Below are 20775 nucleotides of genomic sequence, written 5' to 3' on the forward strand. Positions count from 1 at the left end.
TCGTCCTCAGAAATGTACCTACATTTAGGAAGTTCCAACAATACCATTCCGTACAACGTCACTTTCACTTTAAAGCCTTCCCGCCCACTAATCGCCTTCGGGCCATATGTAGGTACGGTCCCTTTAATCGGAGGGCGACAATGGACCTGACTATCCAGCTGCCGATATTGACACAGCACGAAAAGCAATAGCAAAATTCAATATATACAGTTTACCTACAGGTAATTTTATTTACCTAAAGCTAAAGATTTTAACCGAAAGCTAAAGATTTTCTTGGAAACTTCGCAACCGCGCCGTAGATTTGCTATATGAAATTGCTACATCAGCTCATAGCCACACAAAAGAAGATTCAACCGACAGTAACGGCGGTTGAAAAGATCACGGTGCCCAAAGCCCTGATACAATCCCGTGGCATCGAGAACTGGGTGAAAGTAGCAAACTGCACTGCACAAGGAGCAAAATTGGGAAATGTGCTTAAAACTGCTCGTGTTCCAAATAAGGCATTGTACAATATGAGCTATTGGGACAAAACCAGATCATTACATCATGGGGGGGCAACGAAAACCCTACAGCGTAATATCAATGCTGCGCAAGCTTATTATGATCAGTTTAGTGGCTATAAAACCTGGGACCACTATATTGAGCATTTATATCCGATTAACTCGATATTAGGTAATATAGTCACTGGGTATACCGGTGCCTTTAAGACCCTAACAACCGCTAATATTGCCTTTGCTGAGCCCTTTGCTCGGCTGTTAAATTATTTCTTCGTTTGTCGCCCATTCAGAAGCCCAAAGGGAATTGAAGCGCTGAGTTGCGAGCTTTTGGAAGATGGAAAGAATGGCAGATTAAAACACCAGGTGGCAGGAGATAGGCGGAAGTATTTAACGCCTGCGATATTTGAACTTTTGCCCGAACCTCTGGAATTAAGCATTCTAACTGATCCCATTCATGAAGAGGATTGGGGTCTTGTGCGAGGTGAGGGTCAGGACGGAGGAACAACTCTTATCGAAACGCTCACAGCTCAGTTCTGGAAGATAGAAACTGCTATTGAGGAGCAGGTGGAAAAGCTACAGAAGAAGATTAGACGCCAGATTAAGTGGGCCTATAAGCAGCTGCAACAATTAACTACGGACGTACGGTCTTTTATCCGTACAATCATAAGATCTATGCGCATCACCCCATTTGATGGAAAAGACAGTGATAGTGATTTCGTTACAACAAACATTGGAAACGGAATAACATTTAATCACTTTAAATTTATCATCAAATGTCAGATAAGCAGGAACAGCAGCAATTGGTTGAACACGCCATCGCTAAATTAGAAAGTAAAGGCCCACTTAATGGAGTGGACACAGAGATATATAAAGACCTGATAGCACTCAGGGAAAAGATAAAAATGAAGTCTTATAGGGTGGACTGGAACGGTTTCTGGAATGTAATCCTCCATCTGATCGATAAGGGTTCAGATTTCTTTGATAATTAAAAAATCTAAACATATGAATTGGGGAGACGCTGTTGCAACAATTAGAAGGAAACATGGCATGAAGCAACTTGAACTGGCTGAAAAAACAGGACTGTCAGCATCTGCTATTTCCCTTATTGAAAGTGGGAAGAAAAACCCCAGCGAGGAAACACTGGACAAAATAGCAAAGGTGTTTAAAACCGATCCGGCATTCATAGCGCTGGTGGCTATTAACCCAGAGACGGACATGAATGAAGAGGCAAGGGAAAAATTCAATGATCTCTTCCCTAATTTCCAGCAGCGTATTCTGCAGTTCATAAAATAGCTAATGCATAAACGAAAATGCCCGGTGGAGAGATACGCTTCTTCATGCCGGGCTTTTCTTTATCCGTATTGTTACTGCAGCTTCATAAACGCTTATTCACTTCCAACACTTTATTCAGATCGCTTTCAACCGAGAAATTCAGTTCCGGCCACAGCTTATAAAAATATTCCACTTCGCATGCCAATACTATGAATACTTTGCTTTCAATAAATATATGATGACCATGATAGAGAGTGATTCAGAACTAAAAATAATTTTCCGTCTCTTCCATGTCTACAAGCGCAAAAATTAATGCCCAGCTGCTAATTTAGCAGAAGGGATGAAACTTATCCCAATCCGTTTTAACTTCTTTAAGATAAAATAAAAGGGGACTGAACGCTCCACACTATTAAAAAGCCTTACCAGTAAGTAACCTCTTTAACTCATCATATTTTTCTTTCGTCAGTTCTGTAAGAGGTTCTATTAATGTTACAGCAGCTCCATGATGTAGACTTCTCAGTAGATCTTTCAAAGTATTAGGATTATAGGGTTTAGTTGAATCATAAAGATACCAATGTCCAGAAGATCCATTACCTGGTTCATGTAACAAATAACTCACTTGATAATAATGCATAACAGTGGTTTTTATCTATTAAATATAACCCAATATGGACAATTCAAAGATATAATGGACATATAAGAAATCGCGATCGATTAGGCCTTGAAAAGATATATAGACTATTACATTGCTCTGGATACGGAAAATGGAAAGGGGATTCTATATAAATGAAGGGGCTTCTGGTAGTGAAAATATTTCAGAGATAGGGGATGTTAAGAACATTGCAAATGATAAGTTTGAGCATAAATTATATTTCCTGCCCCCAATCAACTAATGCAACAGCTTTGCCCTCAATTAGTCGATAGTCAGATTCTAATAGTTTAATATCATGGTATGCCCATAATATTGCATTGTCCTTATCAAAAGAAAAGTAGATTTTATTATCTCCCTTTTTTATGCAAGTAACCAAATCAAGGTTTACTAACCTTCCGAATTCTTGTTCTTCTGAAGATTTTACAAATATTGCCATATAAAATATTTTGATACTAAATATACGAAAAATGGAACGACAAGACCAATAGAGCTAGTACCTGTAAGAACAGGGTGTGATTATGAAAACACCCTTCTAGCACATGAGGACAAAGTCGGGTCCGAACTGAAAGTATTATCCGGTATGCTGGAAGGTAATCAAGGTATAAATTCCTGAATTATAAACAAGCTCTGCTACAATACCGATAAGTTATAGACCTTGTCAATCTATTTTCGAATTTATTAGCAGCAACAGGTACCATTCTTATAACAATAGAAAAAGGGAAACTTGGAAAGAATGTATTTAATTAAAAAATATAAAGCAGTTAAGTCTTACATGATTTTATTCAAATAATTGAAAATCAATAATTTAATATGAATTTTAATTCTTATAGCAATAGAAAAAGGGATTCCATGAATAATTTAAATTCACTTTTTTGACTAAAAGGTGATAAATTGCCTTCAAACAAATAGGCTGAGAGCTTCCGACTCCCAGCCATTTGTTAAACTACTAGAAATGATCATGTAAAAGGATCAAAACTGGTACGGCCTTTAGGACTAACTCCACCAGAGTTTTCCACGGGAATTTAGGCTGATTCCCTCGTATAGATTTTCGCATATATTCTACCATTTGTAGGTAGTACCATCTTTAAATCCGTTTGTCTGAAAAGGCTAAACGGATTTTATTTATTTACTATTTATGCTAAACTACACTTTAAAGATTTTCTTTTTGTTATTCCAATGTTAAAGAACAACTTAACTTTTGCGGATAGCTACTGCCCAATATATCCAAACACTATGCTACAGCGAATTTGAGCGAAAAGCAACAAAGCATTGGGGCGGTATTTCCTGAAAAATTAGTTTTTGAGAAAGATTCATATCGAACTAAGAGGGCAAATGATGTTATTTGTTGTATATGTAAGCCAGCAAAGGGTTTTGGCGAGTTTGTAAAACAAGAAAACTCTAGATTTTCAGAGCTTTCTTGTTTTGTAGAGCCAGAAGGATTCCTATTTATGGTTCCTGTAGGAGAAGACGTTATAATTGAAACAGACTCGTGTTTGGAAAGCGTAGAACTCAGGTATTCTATTGATATTGATGGAGTAACAATAGGTGTAATAAATGACGAGAATAATTATGAGTTTTATACAAAGGGGAAGATGTATTTAAAGAATTCCTTTGATTCTTATTTAGGATAATAAGCTGCAGGTACTTTCCGGCAGGGGATAAATACTATGAACCTCCTCACATTATTTAAATAAAATGAAAAGCTTTAAATTATCAAATAGTACTAATAACAATATGTTAATTGCCTTTGAACCTGTTGGAGAAACTTTTATGCTACCTCCAAATGATCAACTTCAATTTTTGATTTCTGAAGAGGAAATGGGATTAGGTACGGATAGTTTGGAAATACAAATTAAATTGGATGAGAAAAAAGAGAATCTTAGCGTTAGCGTTTGGTCTGAAAAGAATGCATTTCAGGCATTTTATAACGGGCTGCCAGTAAGTCTCTAACTAATTCTTGTGAGCAATCATTTGTAGCGTTTATTTTATAATCCGCTTTGTTCATCCGGACATTTTTGTATTTTTAGGTAAGGGGGAGTATTTTACCTATTTTGCCAAGGGGTGTTCAGTATGTATAACTGCGAGCATAAGGACAATGAACTGTTGCAACGGATAGCTGCCGGAGACGAAGCTGCCTTTGCTGAGTTATTCCACGCCAACCATAACAGGTTAGGTGGCTTTGTGCTGGGGTGGACTAAATCTGCAGCCCTTACAGAAGAGATTGTCCAGGATGTATTTATGAAGATCTGGACGCAGCGGGAACGCTTGCTGGAAGTAAGACAAATCGAAAGTTACCTGTATATATTAGCCCGTAATGAGACATTTAACTGTCTGCGGCAGATTGCCCGGGAACGCGTACGTCGTGAAACCTGGGAACATGAGCAGGAAGTTGTTCCCGAAGTAGCAGATGAGAACGATTATACCCCACTAATAGAACAGGCAGTCGCCAAATTGCCTACCCAACAAAAAAAGGTGTACCTCCTGAAACAGCATCACCGTATGGCATATGCAGAGATAAGCCGGCATATGCAGATATCTCCTGAAACCGCCCGTAAACATTTGTCAGCCGCTTTGCGCTCAATCACTACCTATGTGCGCGCCCATCTCCACCACATCATTTTATTCATCCTTTTCAGAATTTTTTAAAAAAAACAGAAACGGACTACCCGGTTTTGTTTTTATTGGTGTCTTTAATATGTAAGGAACCAAAATCACTATCATGTCTGACCAGTTATTAGAAGATCTAATGCGCCGTTATTTTAATGGTACAGTGACTCCGCAGGAGGAGGAAGAACTGATGCAACTGCTTGCGGACAGCAAAAATGAAGATGCTTTGAAAGCTGTGATGGATGATGTGTGGCAGGAAACAAGAAACATTCCTCCTGTTTATACCGAAGAGCAAAGCCAGAAACTACTACACGAAATAATTTCAGTAAAACATATTTCAGGACGTAACAGGAAGATTTGGTGGGGCAGTGCTGCTGCCGCAGTATTATTGCTAATACTGGCTGGAGGCCGGTGGCTCATACATCCTGACAACAAACAACAACTTTTAGGGCAGAAATCCGGCAATGTGTCTGATATTGCTCCCGGTGGTAATAAAGCCACTCTTACTCTCGCAAATGGAAACGTAATTGTGCTGGAAGATGCGCAGAACGGTGCATTAAGCAAACAGGGAACAGTTACAGTGATCAAATTGAAAAGCGGTCAGCTGGCATATAATAATGGCCACGAATCTGCCAGCGGGGAACCGGCAGCAATGAATACCCTTTCTACTCCACGTGGCGGACAATATCAGGTAACCCTGCCTGATGGTACAATTGTATGGTTGAACTCTGCGAGCAGTATCACTTTTCCTACCGCTTTTACGGGCAAAACCAGGCAGGTACAGTTGAAGGGGGAAGCATATTTTGAAGTTGCCACAAATGCACAGCAGCCCTTTATGGTCAAGGTGAATAAGATGGAAGTGCAGGTATTAGGTACAAGTTTTAACCTGATGGCCTATGCAGATGAGCAGGCCATCAAAACAACATTGGTAGATGGCGCAGTGAAAGTGAAACAGGAAAATAAAGATGTGGTGCTAAAACCGGGACAACAGGCACAACTAGACGACAACGGAGATATGAAAGTAGTAAAGGCTGATCTCGATGCCACAATCGCATGGAAGAACGGACTTTTTACTTTTAACGATGCCACTATAGAAGATGTAATGCGTCAGCTGGGCCGATGGTATGATATGGAGATTGTTTATCCTGAGGGCATTCCACAAGATCACTTCCGGGGGGAAATGTTCAGGAATGAAAACATGTCTTCTGTATTAAAGATCCTGGAAGCAAGCGGCGTGAATTTAAATGTACAGGGAAGGAAGATTATCGTAAAACCATAATGCTGTAGAAAGGTTATTGTAAAGCGTTAGAGAAGAGCACGATTCCACCAAATATTAAACACGTTATTCGTTATGGAAAAATCACCGTAAGAAAAGACTGCCCATATGGCGCGAAAAAGGGGCGATTGAGCCCGCCCCTGAATTGCCAGGTCATTAATTAACAATCCGCTGAGACTATTTATTACTTAAACCCTAACACTGTAAAGTTATGCAATTGCATGATCAAGTGAAGGCCCATTCTTTGTCGGGGCTTTTACCAACCAGAATCGCAGCTAGCTGCAAGGGTGCCCGAATGCACCGTAAAATATTTCTCGTTATGAAACTAACTGTTTTTCTGCTCACCGTCGCCTTCCTGCAGGTTAATGCCGCAGGCTATGCACAAAAGTTGAGCTTGTCGCTTAAGGACCGTCCGCTGGAGGATGTGTTCCGGGAGATCAAAAAGAAGACCGGCTACACCTTCTTTTATAAACTGCAAATGTTGCAGCAGGCAAAAAAGGTAAGTGTAAGCGTTGAGAATGAAGATCTGCACGAAGTACTGGACATCATATTCAAAGATCAGCCACTTACCTATGAGATGGTAAATAAAACAGTGGTGGTAAAGGCTAAGCTGGCCGGGAGCGCCGGCACTATGGTGGTACAACCTGCAGCCGCACCTGCATTGACCGTAGTGGGTAAAGTAACTGATGATAAAGGGAGCCCCTTACCTGGTGTATCCGTACAGGTAAAAGGAACTACTAAAGGAACACAAACAAATGGCAGTGGTGAGTATACACTTAGCGGTGTAGCTGATGATGCCGTACTTGTGTTTAGCTTTATCGGTTTCAAGGCACAGGAAGTAGCTGTTGGAGGGCGTAGTAATATTGCCGTTTCCATGCTTACCAGTGCCCTGGGCCTCACCGATGTGGTGGTAGTAGGGTATGGTAGTCAGAGTAGAAAAGAACTGACCAGTGCTGTAACCTCTGTTAAAAGTGAAGATCTGAACCGTGGACCTATCAATGATCCTGCGCAATTGTTACAGGGTAAAGTATCCGGTTTGAATGTAACCAGCAGTGGGGATCCAAATAAAACATCTACGATGGTACTGCGTGGTGCATCTACATTGCGTACCGGAGCAGCACAACAACCATTTTATGTGGTAGATGGTGTACCGGGTGTAGACATCACATTGATTGCACCGGATGATATTTCCTCTATTGATGTACTGAAAGATGCTGCCGCTACTTCTATTTATGGCACACGCGCAGCGAATGGTGTAATCATGGTCACCACAAAGAGAGCGAAGAGAGGAGTTACTCAATTATCATATAGCGGCTATGTAGGTTTCGAGAAAGTGTCTAACAAAATGAAGATGATGAATGCTTCTCAGTTGAGAGACTTTGTGACAAAGAACAGCCTTGCATTTGATCCTATCGATGACCAGGGAGGTAATACAGACTGGCAGAAAGAAGTAGAACGTAAAACCGGTGTTTCTCATAATCATAATATAGCAGTAAGCGGAGGAAGCGATAAAACTTTATATAGCGTAAGTCTTAATTATTTTAAGAAAGAGGGGATTATCAAAGGGACACAGTCGGAACGTTATAACGGTCGTTTATTCATTGAGCAAAAGGCTTTTGATGATAAGCTGAAACTGGGATTCTCTCTCAGTAATTCAGTGACGAATTCCGACAATATTCCTAACCTGCAGGTTACTGATCTGACGAGTGCTGTAAATTCCCCGGAGAATACCAACAAAGGTTATCTGCTGGAGAATATGGTAAAGTATTTACCGACTGTTCCTGTGTACCAGGCAGATGGCAGTCTTACAGAGAACTTTAAGCGTGAAAAGTATTTCAACCCGGTAGGCTTGCAGACCAATGCATACAGTAAGCTGCAAACCAAGGCAATGATCGCAAATGTAACTGCAGAACTGAAATTGCCTTTCGGGTTTAAATACAATCTCAGCGTGGCCTGGCAGAATGTACAAAAAACAGGAGGCACTTATTATAACAGCTATTATACGACCAACTATAATTCTTTGCTTCCTACAGGAGCCACTAATGGCCTTGCTTACAGAACATCATTCCAGAATACCAATACTATTGCAGAAACCTACCTGACCTATGATAAGAAATTAGGCGCACATTCCATTAATGCACTGTTTGGTTATTCTTATCAGCAGGATGGCAATAACGATGGGTTCCAGAGTAATAACTACAATTTCCCTTCCGATGCGCTGGGATATTATGGCATCAGCCTTGGAAGCAGTGGATCGGGTTACAAAGTAGACTGGGGAAATAACTATTATACCAAGCTGCGTCTTATATCGGACTTTGCCAGGTTGAATTATAATTATGCAGGTAAATATTTTTTACAGGCAGCAGTGAGACGTGACGGCTCTTCTGCTTTTGGTAAAGATAATCAGTGGGGATATTTTCCTTCCATATCTGCAGCATGGAATATTACCAGCGAAGAATTCATGAAAAGACAGCATATTGTGAGTGATCTGAAATTACGTGTAGGCTATGGCATAACAGGTAACTCCCTTGGATTTGATCCATACATTTCTAAACTACAATATGGTGCTGCCGGTTATCTTTATTACAACGGTGCATGGGTAACTGCTATTGGTCCTTCGCAGAATGCAAACCCTGATTTGCGCTGGGAAAAGACAGCAATGAGTAACATTGGTCTGGACTATACATTGTTAAATGGATTGATCACAGGTTCGGTAGATGTCTATAACAAGAAAACATCCGATCTGATCTGGAATTATCCCGTATCAACCACACAATATCCTGTATCTACTTTACTTGCGAATGCAGGAACAATGACTAATAAAGGGATAGAATTCAGTATTAATGTGACGCCTGTAAAGAGTAAAGACTTTTCGTGGGTTACTTCCCTGAACGTGGCGCATAATGTAAATAATATTGAATCGATGTCTAACAGCCGGTTCAGACTGGATTCTATTGCATTGATGCAACCAGATGGTGGCGGGCAGACAGGATCCACCCTGCAGTTGATAAAATCAGGCCATCCGGTAGGACAGTTCTTCACTTTTAAATATGCAGGTAAGGATGCAAACGGCGTTTCACAGTTCTATAATTCAAAAGGGGAAGTTACTTCGAATGTAGCTACGCTTACGAATCTGAAGGATTATTATTATGCCGGTAATGCACAACCTAAATTATTGCTGGGATGGAATAATACATTTAACTACAAACAACTGTCAGTTAATTTCTTCTTCCGTTCAACATTAGGTAACCATATCTTCAATGCAACCCAGGCGGATCTGAACAGACCTTCTACTGCCAGTATAAACAATTTGCTGGTATCTTCTGCCGGGGAATCTGCAAAGGATATCAATGCCTATAGGTATTCAAGCCGTTTTATTGAGAAGGGAGATTATGTGAGACTGGATAATGCAACGGTTGCTTATACCTTTAAGAATATTTCAAAGAACCTCTCTTCCCTGCGTGTATATGTAAGCGGTAATAACCTGTTCACCATTACAGGATACAAAGGCATTGATCCTGAGGTAAACCTGGGCGGGTTAACCCCTGGTGTGGACTCAAATAATTTCTATCCTAAAACGCGCACTGTCCTGGTAGGATTAAACGCTTCGTTTTAAATAAATAAAATTATTAGTTATGAATAAGCTTCTTCAACATATATTATTCACATTCCTGATGGCAGGTTGTTTAAGCGCCTGTCATGATCTGGATGTGCCCGTAGAAAGTAAACTGAATCCTGAAAACTTTCCAAAAACGCAAGCACAGTTTATCCTGGCATCCGGCCCGGTGTATACGGCTTTTGGTAATGCTACATTAACCAGAGAATACTGGTTCCTGCAATCATTAAGTACCGATGAAAGCATACTACCCGCAAGAGGTGGTAACTGGTTTGATGGTAGTAAGTACCAGCAGACGCATCTGCATACCTGGAATCCTGATAATGGTAATGTGGGGGGAGCATGGTCATTCCTGACAACCACCATCAGTACCTGTAACCAGGTGTTATCTACCTTTGCTAATTCTGCTGTAGTACCTGATCCGCAGATCGTTGGAGAAGTAAAGACCATGCGTGCACTGGCTTATTATTTCCTAATGGATAGTTATGGTAATGTTCCGGTGATCACTACTTTCGGAGATACCACACAGCCCGGTACTACCAAACGTGCAGATGTATTTGCCTTCATTGAGAAAGAAGTACTGGACGCTTTGCCTAGTCTCAGTACAACAGTAGACGCCAGTACATACGGCCGGCCAACAAAGTATGGTGCATTTGCATTACTTGCTAAAATGTACCTGAATGCAACAATATATACAGGCACAGAGCGTAACGCTGACGCTGTAAGAATGTGCGATAGTATAATCACTGCAGGTAAATTTGCGCTGGAAAGCAATTACAGAGGCATGTTTGCCATCAACAATGGCCCCAGTATCAAGGAATTTATCTTTGCTGTGCCTTGTACTAATTCAGCTACTCAGAATTCGCAAACAAGCGGGCAGTTCTTTGCGCGGTATTATCTTCACCGGGCAATGAAAGCCAAATACAGCCTGCCTTATACACCCAGTGGTGCTATCAGCATAATGCCAGAGTATTATAGTTACTTTAATCAGACTGGTGATGTGCGAAATGATATTTTTTTAAAGGGCAAACAGTATGATTACAGTGGAAAGCCTATTGTGATCTCTACTACCAATATAGGTTATGATGCCAGCTATTCCGGTAGTAATCCAACAGCGGCATATAACTACGAGTTAGACCTTACTCCGGCTATCGTGCTTACCAATGTAGATAACTTTGATTGTGGTAATGATGAAAAGAGCTGGGCAGAAGGATACCGTTGTATTAAATTCTATCCGGACAGTACCTCTACTTCCCGTAACCAGGATAATGACTTTCCGATTTTCCGGTATGCAGATATCCTTCTCATGAAATCTGAAGCTATTTTACGCGGAGCTGCAGAAACCAATGGACAAACCGCACTTTCCCTTATCAATAATGTAAGAACGATCCGTAATACGGCTGCTTTAGGCTCAGTAACACTGGACGATCTTTATGCAGAAAGGAATCGTGAAATGGTGTACGAAGCCTGGCACAGAAATGATATGATCCGTTTTGGTAAGTTTGAAGGCTCATGGGGATATAAAACGGATGCAGACGTAAATCACCGCATCTATCCTATACCCACTTTTGCACGGGCGCTGAATCCAAAACTTGATCAGAATCCTGGATACTAGTTGGTGTAATTAATTTTTTTATATACCTTATCGGGGTCCGGAGCATTTAGTTTATTCCGGACCCCGTTATGAATATAAAATAATCAATCATGAAGGTCTCACATCTTATTCTCTTTTCTTTCTGCTGTTTTATCAGTAAAGTGTCTTTCGGACAAGAATTAGCAACTACCCCTCCAATGGGCTGGAATAGTTACAACAGTTTTGGTGGTGCTGTGCATGAAGATGAAGTAAAAGCGAATGCTGATTACATGGCGAAAAACCTGAAGCAATACGGTTGGGAATATGTAATTGTTGATTATTGCTGGTACTATCCACACCCTCCCGGAGCAAAGGTTTCCAATGCCCCACAATTCAGATTGGAAGATGGTGCTTATGTTCCCTGGTGTACAATGGATGAATACGGTCGATTGTTGCCTGATGTTACAAAGTTCCCATCAGCTAAAGATGGCAATGGATTTAAGCCCCTGGCTGATTATGTACACTCACTCGGTTTAAAGTTTGGTATTCATATTATGCGTGGCATTCCCAGGCAGGCAGTATGGGCTAACACAAAGATCCTGGGTACTGATGCCACTGCGGCTACAGTAGCGGATCAGGCATCTATCTGTCCCTGGTTGAATCATATGTATGGCCTTGATCTTACTAAAAAAGGCGCACAGGAATATTATAATTCGCTGATTACACTCTATGCATCATGGGGAGTGGATTATATTAAAATGGATGATATGACGGCCGATGATGCTAACATGGTGTATCACCAGGCAGAGGCGGAAGCTATTCACAAAGCAATAGTGCAAAGTGGCCGGCCTATTGTATTAAGTCTTTCTCCAAAGAACCTTAAGAAGGATATGCCCAGCATAAAGGCGAACTCCAACCTATCCCGTATCTCTGGTGATTTCTGGGATAGCTGGAAACAGTTGAAGCAGCAGTTTGATCATTGTGCTGAATGGATGGGCATAGGTGCTCCCGGTTACTGGCCAGATGCAGATATGCTGCAATTCGGTAAAGTATCTAAACGCGGTCCTGTATTGCAGGAAAGGTTTTCCCGGTTCACGGAAGATGAGCAACGTACACATATGACATTATGGTGCATGTTCCGTTCTCCGCTGATGATGGGAGGTAATATGCCTGAGAACACTCCGTTTGTATTACAGTTACTGACTAATAAAGATGTGCTGGATATTGATCAGCATAGTATTAATAACCGGCAGTTATACCGGAAAGATGATGCGGTAGTATGGGTATCGCAGATGCCTGGAACCAACAACTGGAATGTTGCTTTCTTTAACCTGGGAGATGAACCTCGTGAGGTGTCTGTTAATTTTTCTGATTTGGGAATTAAAGGCAGCTGGCAGGTAAAAGATCTCTGGAAACAGACAACGGCAGGTGTTGCTAAAAATAGTTTTAAACAACTGGTCAATCCACATGGAACAGCCTTGTTCCGGTTTACCAGGTAATAGTATCTCATGAAAACATATACGAAATTGTTACGTATGATCTGCGTAATAGTGATTGCTATGCAACTTCCGGCTGTTGCACAGTTGAATAAAGAGGCTTCTCTTGCACTGATAAAAAGAGTGGTACCGCAACAAGCCGCTGTATTCGTGGTAGAACCTTTGCCACAGGAGTTACAGAAAGATGTGTTTGAAATAGAAAGCCGTCAGAATAAGATCGTATTGCGGGGAAACAATGGTGTGGCCGTAGCTTCTGCATTGTATTATTATCTCACAGAGTACTGTCATTGCCAGATCACCTGGAATGGCACCAACTTAAAACTGCCGGCTAAAATACCTGCGGTAGCAAAGATTAGAAAAACCACACCTTATGAATACCGTTATTATCTGAATTATTGCACCTTCAACTACAGTATGAGCTGGTGGGATTGGGAGCGGTGGCAGAAAGAGATAGACTGGATGGCACTGCATGGAATCAACATGCCGCTGGCTGTTACCGGAGAAGAATATACCTGGTATGAAGTGTATAAAGGAATGGGTTTCACAGATAAAGACCTGGAAGATTTCTTTTGCGGACCGGCATATTTTGGATGGTTCTGGATGGGTAATCTGGATGGATGGGGAGGCCCGCTACCACTCAGTTGGATGAAGAGCCACAAAACTTTGCAAGAGAAGATTCTTAAGCAGGAGAGGGCATTAGGTATGCGCCCTGTATTACCGGCGTTTACCGGGCATGTTCCAGCAGCATTTAAAAAGAAGTTTCCAAATGCAAAACTAAAGGCTACCAACTGGAGCAATGGTTTTGCTGATACTTATATCCTGGATGCTGAAGATCCTATGTTTGCTCAAATAGGAAAACAGTTTCTGCAAACACAAACCCGTTTATTCGGCACAGATCATTTATACTCCGCAGATACATTTAATGAGAACGAACCTCCTTCTGACGAACCAGCTTATCTGTCAGCATTGAGCGCCCGGATCTATGAAGGAATGAAACAGGCCGATACCGCTGCCACCTGGGTAATGCAGGGATGGTTGTTTTATAGTGATCGTAAATTTTGGAAAGCACCACAGATAGAAGCGCTGCTAAAAGCTGTACCTGATAATAAGATGATCTTACTGGATCTGGCAGCAGAAATAGAACCGGTATGGAAAAGAACGGATGCTTTTTATGGGAAGCCCTGGATCTGGAATATGCTGAACAACTTTGGCGGGAACGTGAATCTGTTTGGCCGTATGGATGGTGTGGCTGCCGGTCCGGCGTTAGCGTTGCATGATAGCGCTTCCCGGAGGTTAGCCGGGATAGGATTGACGATGGAAGCCATTGAGCAAAATCCTGTGATGTATGAACTCACTATGCAGCATACGTGGCAAACGGAGCCGGTACAATTGAACGAATGGTTGCGCAAATATGTGTTAAACAGATACGGTACGCAAAGCGATAGCTTGCTGAAAGCCTGGCAGATACTACGGCATACCGTTTATAATGGTCAACTGATCAGAGATGGGGCGGAATCTATTATTACCGGTCGTCCAACTTTTGATTCTACAACAAAATGGACCAGAACATTGCTGAACTATCCACCAAAGGAGTTGCTGTCTGCATGGGAATTGTTTATCAAATCAAGTGCTAATACAGACGGCTTTACATATGACCTGATAGATGTAACCCGGCAGGTAATGGCTAACTATGCTTTACCATTACAAAAGAAATGGATCAGTGCTTACAGGGCAAAAGACAGCGTCGCCTTCAAGAAAACAAGCAGCGCATTCTTACAACTGATCGAAGACATGGACAGGTTGCTGGCAACGAAAAAGGATTTCATGCTGGGACCCTGGCTGGCAGATGCCAGGAAGTGGGGAACTACGCCGCAAGAGAAAGCATTATATGAACGTAATGCCCGTGACCTGATTACCCTCTGGGGAGATGCGGAAAGTCCGTTACATGAATATTCCAACCGGCAATGGAGTGGCCTGCTGCATGATTTTTACAAAGCACGCTGGCAACAGTTCTTTGGATTGCTTGACTCTTCCCTGCGAACAGATATTACTCCTGATCTAACAGCATTTGAGAAGAAGATCAGTCAGTGGGAATGGAAATGGGTGAATGAACAGAAAGTTTTTCCTGTGAAAGTATCGGGTAATCCTGTTACAGTAGCGCAGGAGATGTACAATAAGTATCATCTTGAAATAGAAGCTGCATATGAATAAGACAGTCACTGTACCTCGCTCTTCGCGGTTACTTTCATTAGATGCATTGCGTGGTTTTGATATGTTCTGGATCATGAGTGGGGAACACATCGTGCATGAATTGGCGAAGGCTACTCACTGGCCTGTATTTATTTGGATGTCTGATCAATTGCATCACACCGTATGGAATGGATGCACCTTTTATGATATGATTTTTCCGCTGTTCCTGCTTATTGCAGGTATGACAATGCCATTTTCGCTGCAAAAGAAAATGGAGCTGGCAGGTGTGGCCTCGCCGGAGTTACTTCCCGGTGCTGAAAAGCGGAAGATTTACCGGTCTATGCTGCGGCGTATGCTGATCCTGGTTTTGCTGGGGATGGTAGTGAATGGGTTGCTGAAATTCAATGGGCTGGAGAATACCCGTTTGCCCAGTGTACTGGGTAGAATAGGGTTGGCCTGGTTCTTTGGAGGATTGATCTATCTCAACTTTAATGTGCGCAAACAGATCGTATGGTTTGCCGGCATTTTGCTGGGGTATTGGGCGTTGATGATGTGGGTGCCCGTTCCTGGTCATGGTGCCGGTGTCCTGACGATGGAAGGCTCGCTGGAATCTTATATGGATCGGTTACTGATTCCCGGTAAGCTACATGATGGGGTACATGATCCGGAAGGTTTCTTATCCACCATGCCTGCTATTGCCACTGCATTACTTGGTATGTTAACAGGAACTTTCCTGCAAAGATCAGCTCTCTCCATGTATAAAAAAGCAGCAGCATTGTTTGCTGCAGGAATTCTTTTATTGCTATTGGGATTGTTATGGGATATAGTATTTCCTATCAACAAGCGGTTATGGTCCAGTTCATTTGTGTTGTATGTGGGAGGGTGGAGTCTGATACTGTTTTCAGTGTTCTACTTTGTGATAGATGTGCTGGAATGGAAACGCTGGGCTTTCCCATTCATCATCATAGGTACTAATTCGATCGTTATCTATATGGCAGCAGAAGGGATGGTCAATTTTGCGTATACCAGCAATTTCATCTTCGGTGGATTGATTCATCTTATGCCATTGATATGGCAACCTGTATTTGCTGCGATATCTGTTACGCTGGTACAATTATGTTTTCTTTATTTTCTATATAGGAACAAGTTGTTTTTGAAAGTATAGTTCGTAACACTTTTATGCTGCCCAATTCACAACCAAGGAAAGTATAGAACTGCTGATAAAGTGGGAGCTATTGATCAATAAATACCTTATCTGCCGTGATGATCAAGTGAAGCACAATAATGTTCTGATCTAAAATCTTATTCTAAAGTTAAATTAAGAAACTAAACAGGCAGATACAGTGTATTTATGATCAATAGCATTCAATGTCCCGATAATAATAAATTAGTATTCTACAAAGATCTCATCCACATTACACCACAACCATCTTTCTCCCGGTTCTGCCGATGAGATCACAGGATGTTTGGTTTTATGGTAGTGTTTATCCATATGCTGGTTAGGTGAATCATTACAACATAAGGTAACACCACAGGTTTGGCAGGTGCGCAGGTGTAACCATTCATCTCCGGTTTTTATACACTCTTCACATACATGTTCATGTTCTACCTTTAAGGTATGTATTTCCTGAAGGTGTTTACAGATATCTGGTTGTTCCATTTTTAATTATTTTACTTCAGCAAGATATTTATGTACAAAACTAATGGCCATTGAACCTTCGCCCACAGCGGCAGCTACCCGGTTCATTGCGTGAGCACGCACATCACCGGCAGCAAAGATGCCCGGACAGCTGGTTTCAAGCAGATAGGGATCGCGGTTTTGTTTCCATATTTTATTGAAATTTTCATAACTCTTCAATTCCCGGCCTGTTTCAATAAACCCTTTTTCATCCTTGATAATATTGAGTGCAATCCAGTCGGTAAAAGGTTTTGCTCCAATAAAGATGTAAAGTGCATCGGCTTTTTCAAGAGTTGTTTCTTTGGTATCAACATTGATTAAAGCGAGTTGTTCTAACTTATCAGATCCTTTTGCTTCTACAATTTCAGTACAGCCTCTGACCGTAATATTGGAGGTTCCTTTGATCTGTTCTATCAAATAAGCAGACATAGTACTTTCCAGCCCTTCTTTGCGAATCATGATATATACATTCCGGGCAAATTTGGATAAGTACATAGCTGCCTGACCGGCAGAGTTACCGCCACCAACGATGAAGACCTCTTTATCCCGGCAGGCTGTCGCTTCCGTCATCGCAGCACCATAGTAGATGCCGGCTCCTGTAAAGTCGGAAATCCCTTTCTTGTCCAGTGTTCTGTAATCGACACCTGTGGTAATGATCACACTTCGGGTATTGATCGTTGTTTCATCTTCCAGAATGATTTTATTATAACCATCTTTCTGCTGAATGTCTTTTACTGATTGAGGAGTGATCAGTTCAGTACCAAGTCTAGCGGCTTGTGTCACAGCCCTGCGTGTGAGTTCTGCGCCACTCAATCCAGTGGGGAAGCCGAGATAGTTTTCTATACGGGAACTGGTACCTGCTTGTCCGCCGGGGGCACGTCTTTCAATCAGTAATGTTTTTAAACCTTCTGAAGCACCGTATACGCCGGCCGCTAATCCTGCAGGGCCTCCACCGATTATTACAACATCGTACACATCATGTTTAACATGTGGATTCAGTCCGGCTTTTCCCGCAATCTCCAGGATAGATGGGTTTACGAGGTAAGTCCCATCTTCGAAGAAAACAACGGGCAAATCATTGCTGGAAAGGTTATTCAGGGTGAGTAGCCGTTCCGCTTCTTCTGTTGTCTGGATATCCAGCCACTTGTATGGAATAAGGTTCCCGGCAAGGAAATCCTTGATGGCATGAGACTTCTGCGAATATTGATGCCCAACTACATTAATACCTTTGAAGTCCGAATGATAGATAGTTTGCCAGTCTTCCAGTAATCCATCTATAATAGGGTATAATTTCTCTTCAGGTGGATCCCAGGGTTTTACCAGGTAATAATCCAGCTGCACGGTATTGATCGCTTTGATAGCAGCATCTGTATCGGAATAAGCAGTGAGCAGCACACGTTTTGCCTCAGGGTAAAATTTGATAGCTTTTTCAAGGAAGGGAACTCCTTCCATGACAGGCATCCGCTGGTCTGTAATGAACATGGCGATTGTTTCCCCTTTGTTCTTCAGTTCCAGTAAGCTATCCAGTGCTTCGTTAACGACTGCGGTACTGATTATTTTATAGTGGTCGCGGTATTTGGTTTTAAGATCCCGTACTAATGCACGTAATACCTGTGCATCGTCATCAATACATAGAATGATAGGTAAACTCATTGTTTTTTCAGCGTCTTTGATTGGCATAGACTACCAGTTTAAATATACAAATTATCCATTGATAGGGAGGTGAACAATGAACTCGGTATGACCCGGAACAGAGTTGACCCTGATAGTACCACGATGCCGGCGTACTATCTGATTCACAATATCAAGTCCCAGTCCTGTGCCTTTTCCTACTTCTTTTGTAGTAAAGAAGGGGTCAAAGATTTTCGATTTAACATCGGCTGGTATACCCGGTCCGTTATCTGTGATGGTTATCTGAATGCAATCACCATCTATCTCTGTTCTTATTTCAAGTATCCCTTTCTGATTCACCTCCATTGCGTCCAGTGCATTATCGAGCAGATTTGTCCATACCTGATTCAGTTGGCCTACATGCGCTGTTATTGCCGGCAGGTTAGTATCAAAGTGCTGGATTAATTCAATATTGTTTTTACGCAATTTATATTGGAGGATGGTCAGTGTGTTCTGGATACCCGAATGAATGTCTGTAAGCTGTTTTTCCAGCCCCTGATCCATATGAGTGAATGTTTTGATGGAGTTTACGAGGTGTGCGATTCGTGAAGAAGCATCCTCAATATCACTTACCATTCTTTCGGTGACCAGGTTTTTATTGATCCAGTTGAAGATGGGAGGGAGGAAAGGAGTTGGTATATGTTCCTTAAAGGCCTCCAGGTCTGCAATGCCAAAACCGAATTCAACGAAATTTTCAGCCAGTTCAATACTATTGTTTATGTTATGATCGTCCAGCCATTCTGTTAATTCATCTTCTTTATCTGACCGCTGCATGAGAGACAATGTTGGATGTTCATTCCTGTTTAATACAGCGAACATTCTGTCATTCACAATATCCACATCTTCAGGACTCATGCGTATGGAGATGATGTCTTTAAAGGTTTCCGGTAATAGCTGTAAATGTTTTTTTAAAGATACAGCACCACGTACAACTGCCGCCGCCGGGTTATTCAGTTCATGTGCCAGTCCGGCGGAGAGTTTACCTAATGCCACCATCTTTTCATTTTGCTGGATATAGGCAGCAAAGTCGCGTACCCGGTTGGTCATTATGTGAACAAGCGCCTGCGTAAGTTCAAAATGACTCTTGATCAGGTTATTCATTCTTCCCAGGGGGAAGTTCATGACTTCTGTATCAACGATTGCCTCACAGTCATTCGCGGACACTAATCCTCGTGAAAACGGGAGATAACCGATAATACTTTTTTCTTCAAACCGGGCTACTTCCTGTGCCTCCTTATTATTCATTATCCGGCATATTCTTACTTTCCCTGATATGATGAAATTGGTATTTTCCATCGGTCCACCGGCTTTGAATAAAAACCCACCGGCAGGGATGGTCACCTGCTCACTCTGGTCTATCAGCCATTGGAGCTGATCAGCAGGAACATCTTTTATAGCCTCAATAGATTGAAGCCATTCAACAGTTACTTTTTTATTCATAAAGATGTAGTTCTATTAAAGTTACTTATAAAACCAATATTAGTTATTGTGACCGATGATATGTATAAAACCATCCGTTATATTGACATTGATGGAAACCGGGAAAAGGAGTATTTTATTTATGCCACCAGTCTGGCTATACCAAATGCCGCACTGGCAGCCAGTAATCCTATCAGGGTTACTTTTAATGCACCGGACATGGGTGGTTGTCCTGTTACTTTACTTTTAAAATATCCAAATACGAATAAGCAGATGATGGTGAGGATGGCAGATACTACCAATCCCTGCTGTGGAGTGGAGGTGAAGATATAACCGGACAGAGGAAGTAATCCGCCAACGAAATAGGAAATACCAATAGTAAGAGCACTCTGCAGCGCACGGTTAGGATTTGGAGCTTCCAGTCCCAGTTCAAACTTCATCATGAAGTCCACCCATTTGTTTTTGTCTTTCGATAGTTCCTGGGCAATTATGTTCTGGGCTTCCGGGCTTAATCCATATTCTGCGAAGATTTCCTTTACCTCTTCCATTTCTTTGTCAGGCACACTTTCCACTTCATCATGTTCTCTTTTTAATTCGCTCTGGTAATGTTCCAGTTCAGTTTTCCCTGCCAGGAAACCGCCTAAGCCCATTGCGATACAACCGGCTACTATTTCGGCAATACCCGCCGTAATGATTATAGTATTACTGTTTACAGCACCACTTAAGCCTGCTGCCAGCGCAAAAGGAACGGTTAGTCCGTCGCTCATGCCAATCACCATATCCGTAATAAAGTCAGAGCTTTTTAAATGTTGTTCTGTATGCTTCATA

General features: G+C 41.8%; 18 protein-coding genes. 12 read left to right on the forward strand and 6 right to left on the reverse strand.

What is annotated here, in order from left to right:
• The first annotated feature begins 308 nt into the window (after positions 1–308).
• The 3 genes from BM176_RS21790 to BM176_RS21800 are packed head-to-tail and all read left to right on the forward strand — an operon-like array spanning position 309 to position 1790.
• Positions 309–1325 carry a hypothetical protein gene (locus BM176_RS21790; protein ID WP_090106434.1) on the forward strand — a complete coding sequence of 339 codons (1017 nt, stop codon included), beginning with the start codon at positions 309–311 and terminating at the stop codon, positions 1323–1325.
• Positions 1271–1486, forward strand: coding sequence for a hypothetical protein (locus BM176_RS21795; RefSeq protein WP_143097875.1), 216 nt, complete (start codon positions 1271–1273; stop codon positions 1484–1486). The genes BM176_RS21790 and BM176_RS21795 overlap by 55 nt, the downstream gene beginning before the upstream one ends.
• Positions 1487–1499: 13 nt before the next feature.
• The gene (locus BM176_RS21800; protein ID WP_090106436.1) at positions 1500–1790 is read left to right on the forward strand and encodes a helix-turn-helix domain-containing protein; all 291 of its coding nucleotides are present in this window, start codon (positions 1500–1502) and stop codon (positions 1788–1790) included.
• A 388-nt stretch (positions 1791–2178) separates the two neighbouring features.
• Here the strand turns inward: BM176_RS21800 and BM176_RS21805 are convergent, their stop codons facing one another.
• On the reverse strand, positions 2179–2403 hold the full coding sequence (locus BM176_RS21805) for a hypothetical protein (RefSeq protein ID WP_090106437.1): 225 nt from the start codon (positions 2401–2403) through the stop codon (positions 2179–2181).
• 232 nt (positions 2404–2635) lie between these two features.
• Positions 2636–2857 carry a hypothetical protein gene (locus tag BM176_RS21810; RefSeq protein WP_090106438.1) on the reverse strand — a complete coding sequence of 74 codons (222 nt, stop codon included), beginning with the start codon at positions 2855–2857 and terminating at the stop codon, positions 2636–2638.
• A gap of 811 nt (positions 2858–3668) precedes the next feature.
• On the opposite strand from BM176_RS21810, the gene BM176_RS21815 reads away from it, so the two are divergent.
• From BM176_RS21815 to BM176_RS21855, 9 genes are all read left to right on the forward strand, one after another.
• On the forward strand, positions 3669–4052 hold the full coding sequence (locus tag BM176_RS21815; protein ID WP_090106439.1) for a hypothetical protein: 384 nt from the start codon (positions 3669–3671) through the stop codon (positions 4050–4052).
• Positions 4053–4116: 64 nt separating this feature from the next.
• Entirely contained in the window at positions 4117–4371 is a 255-nt protein-coding gene (locus tag BM176_RS21820; protein ID WP_090106440.1) for a hypothetical protein, read from the forward strand.
• A gap of 120 nt (positions 4372–4491) precedes the next feature.
• Positions 4492–5067 carry an RNA polymerase sigma factor gene (locus BM176_RS21825; protein ID WP_090106441.1) on the forward strand — a complete coding sequence of 192 codons (576 nt, stop codon included), beginning with the start codon at positions 4492–4494 and terminating at the stop codon, positions 5065–5067.
• Positions 5068–5140: 73 nt separating this feature from the next.
• Entirely contained in the window at positions 5141–6307 is a 1167-nt protein-coding gene (locus BM176_RS21830; RefSeq protein WP_090106442.1) for a FecR family protein, read from the forward strand.
• Positions 6308–6623: 316 nt separating this feature from the next.
• A complete protein-coding gene (locus tag BM176_RS21835) occupies positions 6624–9920 on the forward strand; it encodes a TonB-dependent receptor (protein WP_090106443.1) in 3297 nt (1098 codons plus the stop codon).
• A 19-nt stretch (positions 9921–9939) separates the two neighbouring features.
• Positions 9940–11535 carry a RagB/SusD family nutrient uptake outer membrane protein gene (locus BM176_RS21840; protein WP_090106444.1) on the forward strand — a complete coding sequence of 532 codons (1596 nt, stop codon included), beginning with the start codon at positions 9940–9942 and terminating at the stop codon, positions 11533–11535.
• An 89-nt stretch (positions 11536–11624) separates the two neighbouring features.
• Positions 11625–12992, forward strand: coding sequence for a glycoside hydrolase family 27 protein (locus BM176_RS21845; protein ID WP_090106445.1), 1368 nt, complete (start codon positions 11625–11627; stop codon positions 12990–12992).
• Between the two features lie 9 nt (positions 12993–13001).
• Complete coding sequence (locus BM176_RS21850) at positions 13002–15200, forward strand: alpha-N-acetylglucosaminidase (protein ID WP_218162260.1); 2199 nt, start codon at positions 13002–13004, stop codon at positions 15198–15200.
• Complete coding sequence (locus BM176_RS21855) at positions 15193–16344, forward strand: acyltransferase family protein (protein ID WP_090106447.1); 1152 nt, start codon at positions 15193–15195, stop codon at positions 16342–16344. The genes BM176_RS21850 and BM176_RS21855 overlap by 8 nt, the downstream gene beginning before the upstream one ends.
• Positions 16345–16566: 222 nt before the next feature.
• On the opposite strand, the gene BM176_RS21860 is transcribed toward BM176_RS21855, so the two are convergent.
• The 4 genes from BM176_RS21860 to BM176_RS21875 form a co-directional block, all read right to left on the reverse strand.
• A complete protein-coding gene (locus tag BM176_RS21860) occupies positions 16567–16839 on the reverse strand; it encodes a UBP-type zinc finger domain-containing protein (protein WP_090106448.1) in 273 nt (90 codons plus the stop codon).
• A 6-nt stretch (positions 16840–16845) separates the two neighbouring features.
• Complete coding sequence (locus tag BM176_RS21865; RefSeq protein WP_255373569.1) at positions 16846–18537, reverse strand: FAD-dependent oxidoreductase; 1692 nt, start codon at positions 18535–18537, stop codon at positions 16846–16848.
• 24 nt (positions 18538–18561) lie between these two features.
• Positions 18562–19968 (reverse strand): ATP-binding protein, encoded by a 1407-nt coding sequence (locus BM176_RS21870; RefSeq protein ID WP_090106449.1) that lies wholly within the window; start codon positions 19966–19968, stop codon positions 18562–18564.
• 119 nt (positions 19969–20087) lie between these two features.
• Positions 20088–20774, reverse strand: coding sequence for a VIT1/CCC1 transporter family protein (locus BM176_RS21875; RefSeq protein ID WP_090106450.1), 687 nt, complete (start codon positions 20772–20774; stop codon positions 20088–20090).
• Position 20775: the final 1 nt, after the last annotated feature.

Source organism: Chitinophaga sp. CF118 (genome assembly GCF_900112615.1).
GTDB lineage: Bacteria > Bacteroidota > Bacteroidia > Chitinophagales > Chitinophagaceae > Chitinophaga.